The sequence below is a fragment of the Edaphobacter bradus genome (assembly GCF_025685645.1).
GTDB lineage: Bacteria > Acidobacteriota > Terriglobia > Terriglobales > Acidobacteriaceae > Edaphobacter > Edaphobacter bradus.
In genome coordinates this window covers 1-14,426 of record NZ_JAGSYF010000007.1, presented here as the reverse complement: position 1 = coordinate 14,426, position 14,426 = coordinate 1, and the positions used below count along the sequence as shown (strand labels likewise).

Genomic DNA, 14,426 nt, shown 5'->3' with positions numbered 1-14,426 from the left:
CCTCGACACCTCTCGCATGAATTCAGACAATCCCAAGGGCGAACTCCTTAAGCCCTGATGGTTCATGCCGGAATTTTTCCGGTTTGGTATTCCACCTGCCCCGTAAGCGCAACTACGTATGCTCGAATGGCCTCGCCGATTGAAGTGATCGTGTGAATTTCGAGAAGTACTTTCTTCGTGCTGGAACTCTTCCACGAGTTCATCGATCTGCTGTGCGATGCCTTCCCACGACTCGGCTTCATTGCGCAGTGTATGCGAAAAAAGCAGATCAAGAGAACCACACCATTGAGCGATGTAGACATCGATGAGAAAGGCTAGCCAGATACATCGAACAACGTCCGCTAACGGCACTAAATGCTCAAGAGTTCTTTTTCTCGTGACGCTCGAACCTTATCTTCAAAGAAATCGATCACCAAGCGCTCAGGGCTCCACTTGAACCCTAATTTTAGAATTTGATGATTCCACCACGAGTTCACGGCCGGATCCTTCGCCGTTTCGAGAATCCGCTCGATGTCCCTACGCCATCCGCTGCGCAGGTCATAGAGTTCGTCACGGTAGCGACGCAATTCTGGGCTCGTCTCGCCATATGGGAGCCTATGAAGAACTTCTCCGGATCTCACATAAAGACGCTCCAGCATGGCTAGCTGATCGTTTTTTCTTCCTGCAAGTAGGTCATCCAACTTGCCTTCGATCCGCTTTAACCGCCGTAACGTGTCAATGGAAGCGATAATGTGCGCCGTTGCGACCACTAAAGAAGAGAGATTCGCCAGCTTTCCGAGAACATCCTTGCTCCCTTTAGCCAGCTCAACGATGCGTCCATGGCGATCCTGAAGTTCGGGAAGCCATTGTCCAGTCGCCGTATGAGTCGGAATTATTGCGCTTCCCTCTGCTATTTGCCGGTAGCCTGCATTGGTGAACCTCTAGGTGATGTCCAGGGACCGGGGAGTGCTTTGCGAACTCCATCGACTGAACTATGAAGTTAGCTCCCTGCCCGGCAAGCGAATAATTAAGAGCTTCCCTCCCAAACTCTCCAACTTCGTGCGCCAGACTATTGCCTTCGAGAGCCGTCTTAAAACTTATGTTCATCAGCGGAGATTTCGGCGACGGTAATAGGTTGATGTCCGCTGGTCCAGCAGCTCTGTTTTCTGACCCATTAGATTTAATGATCGAGCAGAACGTTGAAAGCGATATCGAGGAAGTTTTCTAATGGAGCATTCGACCGATCGGCTTTTGACCGTAGGAGCGCGCCTTCATAGCTATTCAAGAGGAAGGCGGCCAGTTTCTCCTGCTTCGTTGATTTGGGGAGATCTCCGCCTTCGATCGCTTCTTCGAGAACGCCGGCAATGGAAGCCTGCCAGTTGGCGAAGGAGCTTCGCAGGAGGGACTGAATCGAGTCGCTGTGGTCTGCCATCTCAAGACTGAGGTTACCCATCATACAACCGGACACCGTTGCGCTTGGTCCGTAGACCTTAATCAATTCCTCAAAATGTTGCCTCAGGCGTTTCAGGGGCGCAGCTTTGCCGGTTCGAAGAGTCTGCTCGGCCCGTTGATTTTCCCCCTGAACATAGAGTTTCAGTACTTCGATCGCGAAGGCTTCCTTGCTGGGAAAATAGTGATAGAACGATCCCTTTGGCACGCCGGCGTCGTCCAAAATCTCTTTCACGCCCGTCGATGCATAGCCCGTGGCATGAATGCGACGAAGTCCGATCTGAAGCAGATGATCGCGCGTGTTCTGAGTTTCCATCTTGGTAAACAACCAGTCTATTCGATGCCGTATAACCCTTCTCAGGATTTTACAAATCCAGTCCATTTGGACGAAAAACCGGCTACACGTCCAGTTGCGGACGGAACAGCTCACCCGGGTTCGATGCCAAGCCTGTCGTTTGACGGCGGCGGTCCCAAAGGGGAGAACGTCTCGTTATCAAAATCCACCGGAACAATAGTCGGTGGACTGGAACTTGAGGCCCACTAGAACACTGTCGGAGGCGAGGGTGGAGGACCTCCACCCCCTTCTCACGACAAAGAGGTGACCAGTCTTACGTTTGAATCGCAGCGTAAGAGCAACCCTGCTTTTGCTGATGCTTTTACAAACGTGCCAGCAGCCGGGTAAAGAACGGCTCGCTCTCTCTTTCGTCCTCTTGCTCTTGAATGGTTCGCTCCTTCTCCAGAATGGCTGAGAGTTCCTCACGACCTGGAACAACAAGGACGTCCAAAATTAGTCCGGGGGGCAGCTCGCGTAACATGACTTGCCTGCCGTCTGCGAACTCAAAGATGTCCAGTTTAGGCTGTTTAAGCATTTTGAAAACCGCCTCGACCTCTGGGCCGACGTGAAGAGAGGCTTGCTGATTTTCGGAGAGCCGGAATAAGACTCTGGTCTGATCCACGAGGCAAACCGGACAAGGCCTCGGAGCCTCGAGTTCTTGCTCTCGAACTACCCAGTTCGCGTGCCAATTCATGGTCCTAATGGCAAGACGCTGTCCCGCCTTGGCCTCCTCTATATGCGTTGCATGCTCAGCTGAGAACCAGCACATATATTTATCCTCCAGTCTTGGATTTGAACCGAGTCTTGGGAATTGTCCCCACGTTCTGTTTTGGGATTTCAAGCTTGCACAGCAGATGGGGAGCGAGGATGTTGTGGGGTTCGGCGCATCTAGTGCCTACTTCGCGGCCCGTGAGGACTGAGTGAGTGCTCGGGTCGGTCGTTCCATTACTCCTCCCAGACTCGCGCTCACATTACACCAACCGTTCAATGCATTCAAGCGTGAGCTCACCTGTTCTCACGTTGGGGTGGGATAATTCGTATAAGCCAGAGATCCAAGCCGAAGGAATTATGGCACTTGTCCGACAAGCCGACTATTCGGCCAACTGGATAAGTTCCGGTTTGGCGACTATTCGGCCATGTGGCTCGCATTCCATTGTCGATGAGGGAATTGGCGATTTATCGCCAATTGAAAAAACAACTGCCGATTTCGCGTTCGCCGACAACTCGAAGATCCACTGATGCGGAGAGTGTTTGGCGACACTGAAGTATCGCTCATCTCGATGCCACTCCGGTGAATAGTCGAAAACCTGAGATTACTTCCGCCACACCCGTTCAACCATCTCATGTACTGCCTGAATCACGACATCCGGTCGGTCAGTCTGGATATAGTGCCCACTCCCTTTGGCGACGATCCGTGTTCCACTAGCTGAAAGATGGCTAAACACACTGGTCACAAGTACAACCAGCGCTATCAGAAATGAGCAGGAAGCGATCAGCCTTCGATTTCATCTTTCGCAAAACCCATAGGGGCTCCCGCATACTGAGATAGGGAAAAAGGGAGGCGAGAAGGAGATCTCCTCGCCTTCCGAAAGCGGGCAATCGAATTAGAAGTCGATTCTGAGCGCCGCCTGTCCCGTCCGATTTCCCGCATTCTCCGCCGTTTGCGGTCCAGTCAGCCGCCCGAACAGCGAATTGTCGATCGCCGTCACAGGAGGCGCAAAGTTGGTGTGGTTCAGAACGTTGGTAAAGGTCGTCTCGAACCGTGCATGCACCTTCTCGGTGATAGCGAACCGCTTTGCCACACCAAGGCTCACTGTGGCCGTCCCAGGACCCTGAATGTTCCCAACTCCTGCATTCCCGAAGCGACCTGCTCCTGCGGGTGTCGCCAGGAAGGACAGGTTGTTGTATGTTACAGCTCCGGCAGTACCCTTCGGCACCATATCCGGACGCAGCACGGCACTACGATTGACGACGTTCGTGTTCGACTGATCGGCAGAGCCGCTGATGCTGGGGGTAAGCCAGGGGCCCGTCTCCAGCAGCGTGATGGTTGTCAGATCCCAGCCGCCGAGAAACATATCCGTAGCTGTCCTGGTATTCATGTACTGACGTCCCTTGCCGAAAGGAAGCTGATATACCCCCATGAGCAGCATGCGGTTGCGACGAGTACCGGAAACATTGCCGAGGTTTTGTTTGATGTGAAACCGATCGGCGACGGGAAGTCCGTAATTGACCTCACCGGCGAACGCGCTCGGCGCATCACCCTGATTGTCGGCCACACTCTTAGCGTAGGTGTAATTTGCATCCACGTAGAGCCCATGCTCCAAACGATGCGTCGCCTGGACCTCGAATGCGTGATAGTTTGCCTCACCTGCATTGAACGTACTGAGGAGCGTCGTCCAGTTCTGATATGGCGCGCGAGAATCCACAAAAACTCCAGCCGTTGCTCCCGTGTTGTACGGAATCGTGCTGGCGGGAATCTGGTTTAGATCCTCGGTGATGCTCAGCCGGTAGGTGTGCATGCCGACATAGCTCGCGCGAAGCGATGTTGCGTTCGTGAACTGGCGCTCTACGGTCACGTTCCACTGGTTTGATTGGGGATCGCAGAAGTGGGGATCAACTCCCTGATCCAGTCCGCCACCACCGAAGGTTGGACCGCCGGAGGTGGCTGGAGAAGTTTTCGGAAAGACGATCTGTGGCGTGTTCGGCCCAGCACTGTTGGAGTTGGAATACGTGTGCAGATTCGAGGTTGGATTGCCGCTGTTGTTGAACGAAAGCGGTCCCAAGTTGGTCATCGTATAGATGCCAAATCCGGCACGCACCACCGTCTTGGTGTCGTTGAACGGACGATAGGCAATCGAGAAGCGCGGCTGGAAGTCTCCTTTATAAGTCTGGCGCAGACTCTGCGGCAATCCATCCTGGCTGGCCGTGATATATCCGGTGCACGGTAACCCGTGAACGTTCGATCCGCCAGCCATACCGGACGGGCACGCATTGAAGGACTGCTGGAAGGCGACGTTGGAAGAAGTGATGTTCTGGCTGGTGAGGTATCCCGCCAAAGCATCAGGAACGACAATCGAGTTATTCCGTTGATCGAAGTTTGCCAGATTACCGCCGTCCTCCTGAAAGCCGGGGAGAATCTGCCAGCGAAGACCGTAGCTGAGCGTCAAACGACTGTTGACCTGGAATTCGTCCTGTGCGAAAAAACTATATTGCGTGGCGGTTCCTCCAACATCTGGGCTGGAGACAGCGAAGTAAAGCGTGGTGGGTGCGCCTTCGAGGAAGTCGCCAAAGGCATTGCCCGTAAACTGATCGCCCGGGGCGTTTCCGTAAGATGGTTGAAATATGAAGGCCCCGAAGTCGTCTGAGGCGAACTGTGGGGCAAAGCTCTCCAGGTCGAAGTACCGAACGCGACGGACATCGATCCCGCCCTTCACCGTGTGCTTGCCGAAGGTGTAAGTCAGGTTATCACTGAACTGCGTCGTCTTCGACTGGGTGACGCCTGCCTTGTCTCTTCCAATGACTGGGAACGGGGTGCCCGCGCTGAAATTGAAGGTGGGGAATGCGTGGGTTAACGGATGCTGGCTGATATCGACACCAGTCAGATTCAACTGACTCAACGCGGTGGAACCTTGAATCGGGAAGTTGACGTTGGTCGTCACGTTCGTGAAGCCGTAGCGAAACTCATTCAGCAGCCTTGGGGTAATCGTGTAGGTATGCGAAATCAGCAGGCTCCGATTGTGAATGGAATCCGAATCATCCGGCAGAAAGAGGTTCGCGAAGTCCGTGGTGATGTTCTTGCGGCTAAAGCGCGCGTAAGCCGATTGCTTGGACGAGATCGTCTGATCGACCCGGATGTCCGCACCGTCGGTGCGTGCCGGAGTTGCTTGAAAATTCTGATAGTTGATGGCCTGCGTCTGGTTAATGGCGCCAGCCACATTCGGCAATGGGTAATAGGCGAGCAGCGCCTTTGCTGTCTGGCTGATCTGGGCAGATGGAATCGTAGGCCCACCGATATCAGAAAGGTTGCCGTTCCTGTCCGCCACGGTCGGAACTACATATTGCTGGAACACCGCAGTGCTACGTCGGTTGCCCTCATAGTCCGCAAAGAAAAACGTCTTGTTGTGCCCATCATAGAGGTGTGGAATCACAATCGGCCCGCTCAACGAGAAGCCAAACGTATTGAATTTCTTGGGGGCTTTTCCGCTAGAGCCATACGGATTGGCATCCAGCGCCTGGTTTTGCAAATACTCGAAGACACTTCCGTGATACTCGCTTGTCCCGTTCTTGGTTGTAAATGTCACATCGCCGACCTGGGAAAACTCCGCACTATTGTTGAATGCGGTCACTTTAACCGCAGCAATTCCCTCCTGCGATGGATAGGCGTCCTGCAGCGCTCCATTCTGTCGCACGTTGGCAGTTGAAATGCCATCGACGGAGAAATTCACCATCGAGGAACTCGCTCCGCCGAGGGCGATATTGCCGGAACTATCTGTCTGAACGTTGGGAGACAGGCCAAGGGCGCCTAGCGGACTGGTCGTGGTCGCGCGGTTATTCAGGGGTAACTGCGTCATTTCGATATTCGTCTTCGAATCGCTGATCGTTCCATTTTCCGTATTGATCTGGTCGGCTGCTCCCGATACTTCCACGGTTGTCATCTGTGCCGCAACGTTGAGCGTAGCCTCAAGTCTCAAGTCCTGTCGTGCCTCGACTGAGATCCCCGATACAACGGTGTCGGCAAAGCCATCGCGATGGGCGCGCAACGAGTACTTACCAGCCTTTACATTTTCAAAGATGAAGGCGCCTGAACTATCGGCGTCGACTGTGCGCTCTGTATTTTCATCTGTACTATGCAGCACAATCTGCGCACCTGGAATCGCCGAGCCGCTAGCGTCCTGTATGGTGCCTCTGACGCTCCCAAACGTCGATTGGGCATGGGCGAACGCCCCCGCGGCAAACAACAGACAGCAAATAATCACGGAGGCGACGCTGTATAAAATACGTCTCAGAACGCTCCGCCCTTGCCGCCCATGAGTTTGCTGAAGCCGGTTCTGCGTCTGTTGAAGCGACACGGCCGTATCCTCTACAAGGGACGTGCGTGCTGCTGTGTCTAGTGAAAGAAGGCCTCTAAGTAAGTTCATGTCGAATCGCCTCATATGCCGGAAAAGACCGACACTTTCAGTGAATCGCGAACGCCGTTAGCAATGCATAAGCTCCTTCTTAACGGTTTGTTTATGCCTAAATCGCTATAGTTCTGGCATCGGTCATCCGAATGATTGCCAAACCAATCCACGTGGTCCTACGCAGGATTGCCGGCGGCTGTGCCGCTGGAACGCTGTTGACGCTTCTCTCCTACCGCCTTCACTTTAATCTCTCTGCCGCGACCTCTATCCACCTCTTTCTGGTAGTAGTCATCGCTCTTCGCTGGGGGTTATTCGAAGCGAGCCTCGTTTCAATTCTGTCTGTTGCTTGCCTCGACTACTTCTTTACCCAACCTTTGTTCCAGTTCTACATCACAGATTCGCACGATTGGATCGCTCTCCTGGTCTTTGAAGCAACTGCCTTGATCGTCAGCAGCCTCTCAGACCGAGTGAGTCACCACGCTCGCGAGCTAGAGCGACGTCAAGCTCAACAACAGAAACTCTACGAGCTCAGCCAGCACATTCTGCTCCTCAATCGGGAAGCGGCGGCCGATCAGCAGCTCGTCGATCTCATACGTTCCAGCCTGCGAGTGAAAGGGGTTGCCCTTTGGAATGCCTATGAGATGCATCAGTACAAGAGTGGAGATTGTGATTTCTCCGATGACGAGGTACGCTCCTCATACTTTCTCGAAACAAATGACGATGACTTGAGCTCGGGTGTTTCCCGGCGTGTCCTTCGGCTCGGAACCCGGCCAATTGGATCTCTCTTCCTCTGCGGGCATTCGCTCGACTCAGCCTCGATCAATGCAGCCTCCTCGCTTACTGCAGTTGCAATCGAAAGGGCACGCTCCTTTTCGACCGAAGCGAATGCGGAAGCGGCAAAACAAAGTGAGCAACTGCGCTCCGCCATATTGGACGGCCTCGCACACGCTTTCAAGAGCCCACTTACGACGATCAGAGCCTCAAGCTCCGGCCTTCTTGCGATGAACACCCTATCGGGCACTGAAGAAAAGCTAGTTGGCTTGATTGATCGCCATGCGGGGCATCTTAGCGACCTCGCCAATCATCTTCTCCTTACTGCAAAGCTGGATAGCGGCGATCTGAAAGTCAAGCGCGAGCAAGTCGACGTGGCTCGGTTGATACAACGCACCATTACGGAATCATCACAGGAACTGGATGGGCATTCTATTGACGTCCAAGTGAGTTCGGCGAACGACGCTGTATATGCGGATGGAAAGCTCCTTCAAATGGCTCTTTTCCAAGTCCTCGACAATGCTGCAAAGTACAGCCGTCCCAGCTCTCAGGTTGTCATCGCGGTTCAGGAGGAAGACGCGGAACTGGTCATTAGGGTCAAAAACGAAGGTTCGTTCATTCCAGATGACGAAAAAGAAAAGGTATTTCAACGTTTTTATCGTTGCTCTGGATCGGTAAAGTCGATTTCCGGCACCGGGATCGGTCTCTCGGTGGTCAGGCGGATCGCTGAAGCGCACAACGGGCGAACGTGGGTTGAGAGCGATCAAGTAAATGGGACGACGTTCGTAATCGCATTACCCCGCACTGCAAAGGAGAAAGTGTGAGTCAGAAGAGAAAGGTGTTGGTTGTTGAAGATGATGAAGGAATCCGCCAGAGCCTGTTCGAGACATTGGGCGCACTTGGATTTGCGGTAGGGGAGGCTCGCAATGGAGAAGAAGCCCTTGTGCAACTGCGCATGGTTAACTATGACGCGGTCCTTCTCGATATCAACATGCCGGGTATGGGGGGCAAGGAGACGTGTCGACGAATCTGTCAAACCTTCCCCGGATTGCCGATCATTATGCTCACTGTTCGTGACGATGAAGAGGATATCGTCGAATCGTTAGATGCGGGGGCATTTGACTATGTCACGAAGCCGTTTCAGATCCGTGAGCTCACCGCAAGGTTACGATCAGTCATCCGGCGTCGCCATGCCCCGACTGGAGAACCAGATGTGATTAGCATAGTGGGCGACATCACGCTCGACGCCAATCGCCGCCTTGTAGAGAAAAAGGGTGAACAGGTACGCCTCGCTCCAAAAGAATACGAGACCCTCCGTTGTTTGATGGAACATGCTGGTAGACCCGTGAGGCACGAAAATCTGCTGCGATCCATTTGGGGACCGCTTTATAGCAACGAACGTGAATACTTACGTGTTGTCATCAATCAACTGCGAAAGAAAATTGAAGACGACCCTGCTCACCCCGTTTATATCTTGACCGAGAGCCATATTGGCTATCGCTTCCGTGAAGACTAACGAACCAGAAGTCTTAGGGACACTTTCGGATGCCACAGGAGATGGAAAAAGGCAAGTTGTTTGTCTCTGTGATCGCATGCAGACAATAGAGAGACGTCGAAGTACGGTCTCTAAGGACCAGAATGAATCAACTTACCCAGATTGTCTCCACCCCGGCCGGGATCTTCGCCGCTCTTGTCCTCGCAGCAGATCTCGAGGTCCAGGGCGATGCCTGTTTTCAATCTGGCCTTTACCATGCCTCAGGAATGAGACACTTCGGGTGGTTTCTTGCAGGCGCGGCAGTGCTCGTATGCTACAGCCTATTTCTGAACACCTCGAAAGTGGGTTTCGCAAAACTCCTTGGCGTCTATGTTGTGCTGTTCTTTCTCGTCGCTCAAATCATGGCGAAGCTGCAATTTCATCAATCACCGACGAAGCCGATTTACATTGGCGGAGCCTTTATCGTCGTTGGCGGATTGATCATGACTCTTTGGAGACCCTAATGACAGTTTTCTACCGGTCGGGTCCGTTGGAGCAGAATTCAACAACGTGACAAGCACTCCGCAGGCCTTAGAAGGCTATCAGGACCGGCTGTCAAATTGCCTGTAAAGTCGGTTTTTCCGTGCGTTCGCCGCTCAGTTGGCGATAACAGGCCAAAGCGCTCATTGAGCTATTTAGAGCTATTTATCTCTTTGCCAAGAGGCCGATAAACCGGCTAATCGGAGAGTGAGCTTCCCTCTCGAATGAGCTACTATTTGGCAATCTAAATTTCGCTGATCTAACTATCTACCGCAGCGGAATAAATAACCCATAAGCTGGCCATTTGGCCAAATTATGGGTTATTTTTCAGAAGCCCCCGCAATCCGATCAAACGTCGCTCGATTCTGGGTGGCTTTCGGACGAGATCCGATTATCTGTTCATGAAAGTAGGGAGAACGCGATAGAGTAGATTTTAAGAGTACGTTGAGCCTCGACAGATTCAACCGATGCTGAAGTCGCAAAAGCTATTTTTGCACTCGGCTTCGGATGACTCGGCATCCGCCTCGGGGAGCGAGATCGTGGCAGAAATAAGCGGGTCTCACCGACCTCCGACGTGGATGAACGCTTACGCGCGCATCCAAAGCTTTTTGTCAGGAGGTAAACCATGTCACTAGCAAATCTGTTTGACCTGAGCGGGCATGTCGCAGTGGTCACTGGCGGCAACGGCGGCATTGGCCGTAGCATCGCCCTGGGTCTGGCGCAAGCGGGAGCTGCCGTTGCAGTTCTGGCGCGAAACGAGGAAAAGAACAAAACCGTCCTCGGCGAGCTAAAGGCGGTAGGTAGTACGGCCTTGGCACTCAGCGTCGATGTCACTGCTGAGGGGCAACTGCAGCCGGCCCTGCAGCAAGTCGAGCAGACGCTCGGGCCGGTGAGCGTTTTGGTCAACAACGCCGGAATTGCCGCCTTTGGAAAGGGCGTTCTCGAAACATTCCCGCCAGGACTGGGATCGGGTGATCGAAACCAACCTCAATGCCTGCTTTTTGCTCTCGAAGCTTGCGGCGGCGTCAATGGTCAAGCAGCAACGAGGAAAAATCATCAACATCGCCAGCATGTATGTCATTTTCGGCGCCGCACTTGCTCCCTCCTACAGCGCAACTAAAGGGGCGTTGGTGCAGCTGACTAAATCGATGGCAATCGAACTGGCGCCCTTCAACATCCAGGTGAATGCGCTCGCACCAGGATTCATTGAAACCGACCTGACCGATGTTGTGAAGGCCACGCCTGCGCACCAGGAGGTCGTCGCACGGACCCCGGCCGGTCGTTGGGGTCATCCAGACGAATGCGCCGGCGCAGCTGTGTTTCTGCGTCCCGCGCTTCGGATTTTGTCACCGGATCAACCGTTGTCGTAGATGGCAACGCCCAGGCGGCGGCCTTGGACGCGCTATACGTTCCGGCACTGGGAACTGCAATCCAACTCAGGATGGAGAGAACGTTGATGATGGCACCTCCGCCGTTCTTCGCCAGAACCGGAGCAAAGGCACGACTGAGGAAGAGCGGCCCAAAGTAGTTGGTCTCCATTTCTGCCCTGGCGGCTTCCACGGAATTGGGCTCGAGAAATCCTGTCCAACGCGCAATCCCAGCGTTGTTGATGAGAAGGTTCACATCCCCATACTCTCTCGCGGCAGCAGCGACGGCTTTCGGATCTGTTACATCCAGGCGTAGACGTTCCACTCCATCGAGAGGGATGCTTTCTGGATTGCGCTGCGGCATAGACTTTTCGTGCCCCTGCAGCGAGCAGCTCTTGTGCAAATACCAAACCGATTCCCCGGTTTGCACCTGTTACGAATACGACTGAATCACGAATTTTCATGGTAAATCTCCTTTTTATTAAGCTTCACTGGTGTGTCAGTGGCCCCTGTCACAATTTCTTCGGGCGTTATTTGCCTATGTTGTGTGGCGCACGAGCGTTTGCTAGCGATAAGTGCCAGGCACCGACAGTTATCGAGGACCTTCGCGTTCAATGACGGGCATCTCTGAGCTTAGCTACGAGGGCATCCCCGAAGAGTTCGGACGAGCCTGGCTGTTGGCCGGTAATCACTTCTCGGTCCTCAATGACATTCGGTTGCCACAAGCCAACATGGTCTACATGCGCGCCAGCCTGGGCTAAACCATCGGGAGGGTAGAATTGCACTTGGCCACCAAGCTGACCGGAAGAACCCTCCAGCATATGCTCCTCGGCGGAGGAGAAGACCGTCAGCCTATAACCAGCGTACGGCCAGTCCTTGGCGATGGTGGCGGCTGTGACGTAGTCTCTCTTTGCGAGTGCGGCCCGGAACGCCACTGGGTCCGAGACCGTCGACAAGAGCGCCATTGGACCATGGCAGATAAGGGCGGTCGGGCGACCATTCGAGTGAAATGCGAGCAGTATTTGTCCCAGAGTCTTGTCTTGCATCAGGTCCTGCATCGGGGCGTGCCCACCTGGGATGAAGATTCCAACATAGCCATCGGTTCCCTCCTCAAGTACCTGGGCAAGTGTCATGGGATGTTTCAGACCTTGCATCGACTCGACCAGAGCAACAGCGGACGCGCGAGCTTGATCACTGTTTCCAAAGTAGAACTTGTCATTTGAAACGGGGTCGAAATTCGGTGCATCCCCCTTCGGATTGGCAAAGACCGGGGTGTATCCAGCATCGAGAAGTTTGCGGAGGGGATCGGCAAGCTCTGGCAAGTAATAGCCTGTGTTGTATACCTTGCCGTCATTCAGGACGAGTTGTCGTGCGCTCGACATGATGATAAGTACCTTACCCGCTGATTGCGCCAATACGGGAAGCGGCTGGGCCGCAAATAGCAGCACTATCAGAGCGCCAAGCACAGGCAGCATCTTGGATTTGGATACGTAGCATTTGCTGGATTCTGTTTGCAAAGTCTTGGCAGAAGCGACGGTGTTGAGATCCGTCTCGTCCAGGTGTATCCGCGTTACTCCATCAACCGGAATACGTTCTTGATTGCGCGCTGCGGCATAGACTTTTCGTGCCCCTGCAGCGAGCAGTTCTTGTGCAAATACCAAACCGATTCCCCGGTCTGCGCCGGTTACGAATGCGACTGAATCACGAATCTTCATAATAGGTCTCGTCTTCCTCCATTCAGCATGATATATATCATGCTGATAGGCAACGCAGGGATTCACAAAATTCTCGAAATTCTTCGTGCATCTCGGAGAACTCGGCTTTGAGTTGATCTCGTTGATCAAAAAATGGAGAAGCACATGGGATACTCGGCAGCGGATACCGCAAAAAAACATCAGCAGATCCTCGATGAGTCGATACGCCTTTTTCTAGAAAGGGGGTTTTCAGGAGTCAGTGTCAGCGAGCTGATGAGCGCGGCCGGCTTGACACATGGTCCCTTTTACAACCACTTCGCCTCCAAAGAATCTCTTATGTCGGAAGCTCTCACACGTGAGATGGAGCGAGCCAGGGGCGACTTGGATAAATTGCCTCCTACTCAGCGAGGCAAAGCTCGATACGTGGACGACTACTTGAGTACAAAGCATATAACGGATTGCGGTGGAGGATGTCCCGTTGCCGCTCTGGCGTCTGAGGTTCGCCAGGAAAAGCATGTTCAAGGCGCCTTCACGGACAACCTAAAAGCTTTCATCCACAAATTCGCGACCCGCTTCCCCTGGCGCTCTCGTCGTTCCGCGCGCGGAGATGCGATCCATATGTTTGCCTCGATGGTTGGGGCTCTCATTCTTGCCCGAGCTGTCAATGATAACGAGTTCGCTCAGGAGATTCTTACTGAGACACGAAAGCGCCTTGTATGATCACGCGCGAGCAAATGTCTGACCTCGTAATCAGAGACGTGTCAGGTTGCGGAGGTCCCGGCGCGTCTCAAGTACCTGGTTCAGCTGACCGGCTAGGAATGCTGGCCTGCCCCTCCGGAAACCACGGCGCATAGTATCTCGCGTGCACCGGCAGCAACTTGTAACGTAGCATCTGGCATTTCTCTGGCTGACGGCTTCGTATGCCCTGATGCGAAAAAGATGACGGTAACGCAACCAACAATAGCTTGAAATACGGGCTGTTCTCACAAAGTACGGCAGGACGCCGATGCTTGACGTGAGGGCAATTCGCCTGTGCAGGATGATGCCGAGCAAAACAGAATCTCAATTGACGCGTTCAGGGCTTGGCACGTATCCAGACGGGCTGAAGGTCAAATCGCGTGTTTGAGTCGGGCTGTTGGCACTTCCAAATCTGCGCCAGCGATGAACTGCGTCCAAGCTCAGAGTTAACAGTCTCGTGTCCTGCCCGCAACGCCGCCCCTGAGAATACCCTGCGCTGACGCGCAGAAATAAGGTAGACAGACCTTCGCTCAGGGGTGAGTCTACCGGGACATGCGTTACGTTGTGGACCTGAGACATCCGTTACAAGCCCCTTGCGGTGTTGGGGACTCCAATCAATCTCCTGCTTTTGCAACTGTTTTGAAATCTCGATCCCGTCGTCGATGCGGTGGGAATGTGGGAATCCCGAAGGGATTTCCAAGAGGAGTGGAAAGGGTGGGAAGCCGGTTTTATGGCTTTCCATGCTTTCCACTCCACGTCATTTCCACCGCGGCAGTCCTGGCATGCAAGGTCGGCCCAGCGAGTTACTGCCGCTAAACGCGTTTGTCGTTACTAATCCTCGGAACGAGCAGAGTCGGGTTCAATGAGCGCTTTTTGCCTGTTCCCTCCGGTTGAACGAGTGAGACTTGACGTGAATTTCGGGTGGCAGAAGGCGTCGAGCGCAAGTCGAACTCTTCCTTG

The 14,426-nt window shown here is 53.7% G+C and carries 11 protein-coding genes and 2 pseudogenes; 7 read left to right on the top strand and 6 right to left on the bottom strand.

Annotated features, from left to right (window positions below):
- Positions 1–177: 177 nt before the first annotated feature.
- Positions 178–318, top strand: a complete 141-nt coding sequence (locus OHL16_RS19165) for a hypothetical protein (protein ID WP_263368819.1) — start codon at positions 178–180, stop codon at positions 316–318.
- 32 nt (positions 319–350) lie between these two features.
- On the opposite strand, the gene OHL16_RS19160 is transcribed toward OHL16_RS19165, so the two are convergent.
- The 4 genes from OHL16_RS19160 to OHL16_RS19145 form a co-directional block, all read right to left on the bottom strand.
- On the bottom strand, positions 351–680 hold the full coding sequence (locus OHL16_RS19160; protein ID WP_263368818.1) for a hypothetical protein: 330 nt from the start codon (positions 678–680) through the stop codon (positions 351–353).
- A 479-nt stretch (positions 681–1,159) separates the two neighbouring features.
- Positions 1,160–1,756, bottom strand: coding sequence for a TetR/AcrR family transcriptional regulator (locus tag OHL16_RS19155; protein ID WP_263368817.1), 597 nt, complete (start codon positions 1,754–1,756; stop codon positions 1,160–1,162).
- Positions 1,757–2,084: 328 nt separating this feature from the next.
- Positions 2,085–2,531, bottom strand: coding sequence for a hypothetical protein (locus OHL16_RS19150; RefSeq protein ID WP_263368816.1), 447 nt, complete (start codon positions 2,529–2,531; stop codon positions 2,085–2,087).
- An 835-nt stretch (positions 2,532–3,366) separates the two neighbouring features.
- Positions 3,367–6,900 (bottom strand): carboxypeptidase regulatory-like domain-containing protein, encoded by a 3,534-nt coding sequence (locus OHL16_RS19145; RefSeq protein WP_263368815.1) that lies wholly within the window; start codon positions 6,898–6,900, stop codon positions 3,367–3,369.
- A gap of 131 nt (positions 6,901–7,031) precedes the next feature.
- Between OHL16_RS19145 and OHL16_RS19140 the strand changes: the two genes are divergently transcribed.
- The 5 genes and pseudogenes from OHL16_RS19140 to OHL16_RS20430 form a co-directional block, all read left to right on the top strand.
- Positions 7,032–8,477, top strand: coding sequence for a sensor histidine kinase (locus OHL16_RS19140; RefSeq protein ID WP_263368814.1), 1,446 nt, complete (start codon positions 7,032–7,034; stop codon positions 8,475–8,477).
- Positions 8,474–9,169 (top strand): response regulator transcription factor, encoded by a 696-nt coding sequence (locus tag OHL16_RS19135; protein ID WP_263368813.1) that lies wholly within the window; start codon positions 8,474–8,476, stop codon positions 9,167–9,169. The genes OHL16_RS19140 and OHL16_RS19135 overlap by 4 nt, the downstream gene beginning before the upstream one ends.
- Positions 9,170–9,291: 122 nt before the next feature.
- Positions 9,292–9,651 (top strand): hypothetical protein, encoded by a 360-nt coding sequence (locus OHL16_RS19130; protein WP_263368812.1) that lies wholly within the window; start codon positions 9,292–9,294, stop codon positions 9,649–9,651.
- Positions 9,652–10,292: 641 nt separating this feature from the next.
- Positions 10,293–10,601, top strand: a pseudogene (locus tag OHL16_RS20435) (SDR family NAD(P)-dependent oxidoreductase); the annotation flags it as partial.
- Between the two features lie 37 nt (positions 10,602–10,638).
- Positions 10,639–10,932, top strand: a pseudogene (locus tag OHL16_RS20430) (SDR family NAD(P)-dependent oxidoreductase); the annotation flags it as partial.
- Here the strand turns inward: OHL16_RS20430 and OHL16_RS19120 are convergent.
- Together OHL16_RS19120 and OHL16_RS19115 are read right to left on the bottom strand one after the other, a co-directional pair.
- A complete protein-coding gene (locus OHL16_RS19120; RefSeq protein ID WP_263368810.1) occupies positions 10,871–11,398 on the bottom strand; it encodes an SDR family NAD(P)-dependent oxidoreductase in 528 nt (175 codons plus the stop codon). The pseudogene OHL16_RS20430 and the gene OHL16_RS19120 overlap by 62 nt on opposite strands.
- A gap of 247 nt (positions 11,399–11,645) precedes the next feature.
- The gene (locus OHL16_RS19115) at positions 11,646–12,749 is read right to left on the bottom strand and encodes a DJ-1/PfpI family protein (RefSeq protein WP_263368809.1); all 1,104 of its coding nucleotides are present in this window, start codon (positions 12,747–12,749) and stop codon (positions 11,646–11,648) included.
- 144 nt (positions 12,750–12,893) lie between these two features.
- Between OHL16_RS19115 and OHL16_RS19110 the strand changes: the two genes are divergently transcribed.
- The gene (locus tag OHL16_RS19110; protein ID WP_263368808.1) at positions 12,894–13,448 is read left to right on the top strand and encodes a TetR/AcrR family transcriptional regulator; all 555 of its coding nucleotides are present in this window, start codon (positions 12,894–12,896) and stop codon (positions 13,446–13,448) included.
- The last annotated feature ends 978 nt before the right edge of the window (positions 13,449–14,426 follow it).

What these genes read in the sequence shown, in the direction of transcription:
- OHL16_RS19120 (WP_263368810.1), bottom strand. Translation starts at nt 11,398, where the DNA reads ATGCCGCAGCGCAATCCAGAAAGCATCCCTCTCGATGGAGTGGAACGT.
- OHL16_RS19130 (WP_263368812.1), top strand. Translation starts at nt 9,292, where the DNA reads ATGAATCAACTTACCCAGATTGTCTCCACCCCGGCCGGGATCTTCGCC.
- OHL16_RS19150 (WP_263368816.1), bottom strand. Translation starts at nt 2,531, where the DNA reads ATGTGCTGGTTCTCAGCTGAGCATGCAACGCATATAGAGGAGGCCAAG.
- OHL16_RS19145 (WP_263368815.1), bottom strand. Translation starts at nt 6,900, where the DNA reads ATGAACTTACTTAGAGGCCTTCTTTCACTAGACACAGCAGCACGCACG.
- OHL16_RS19115 (WP_263368809.1), bottom strand. Translation starts at nt 12,749, where the DNA reads ATGAAGATTCGTGATTCAGTCGCATTCGTAACCGGCGCAGACCGGGGA.
- OHL16_RS19140 (WP_263368814.1), top strand. Translation starts at nt 7,032, where the DNA reads ATGATTGCCAAACCAATCCACGTGGTCCTACGCAGGATTGCCGGCGGC.
- OHL16_RS19110 (WP_263368808.1), top strand. Translation starts at nt 12,894, where the DNA reads ATGGGATACTCGGCAGCGGATACCGCAAAAAAACATCAGCAGATCCTC.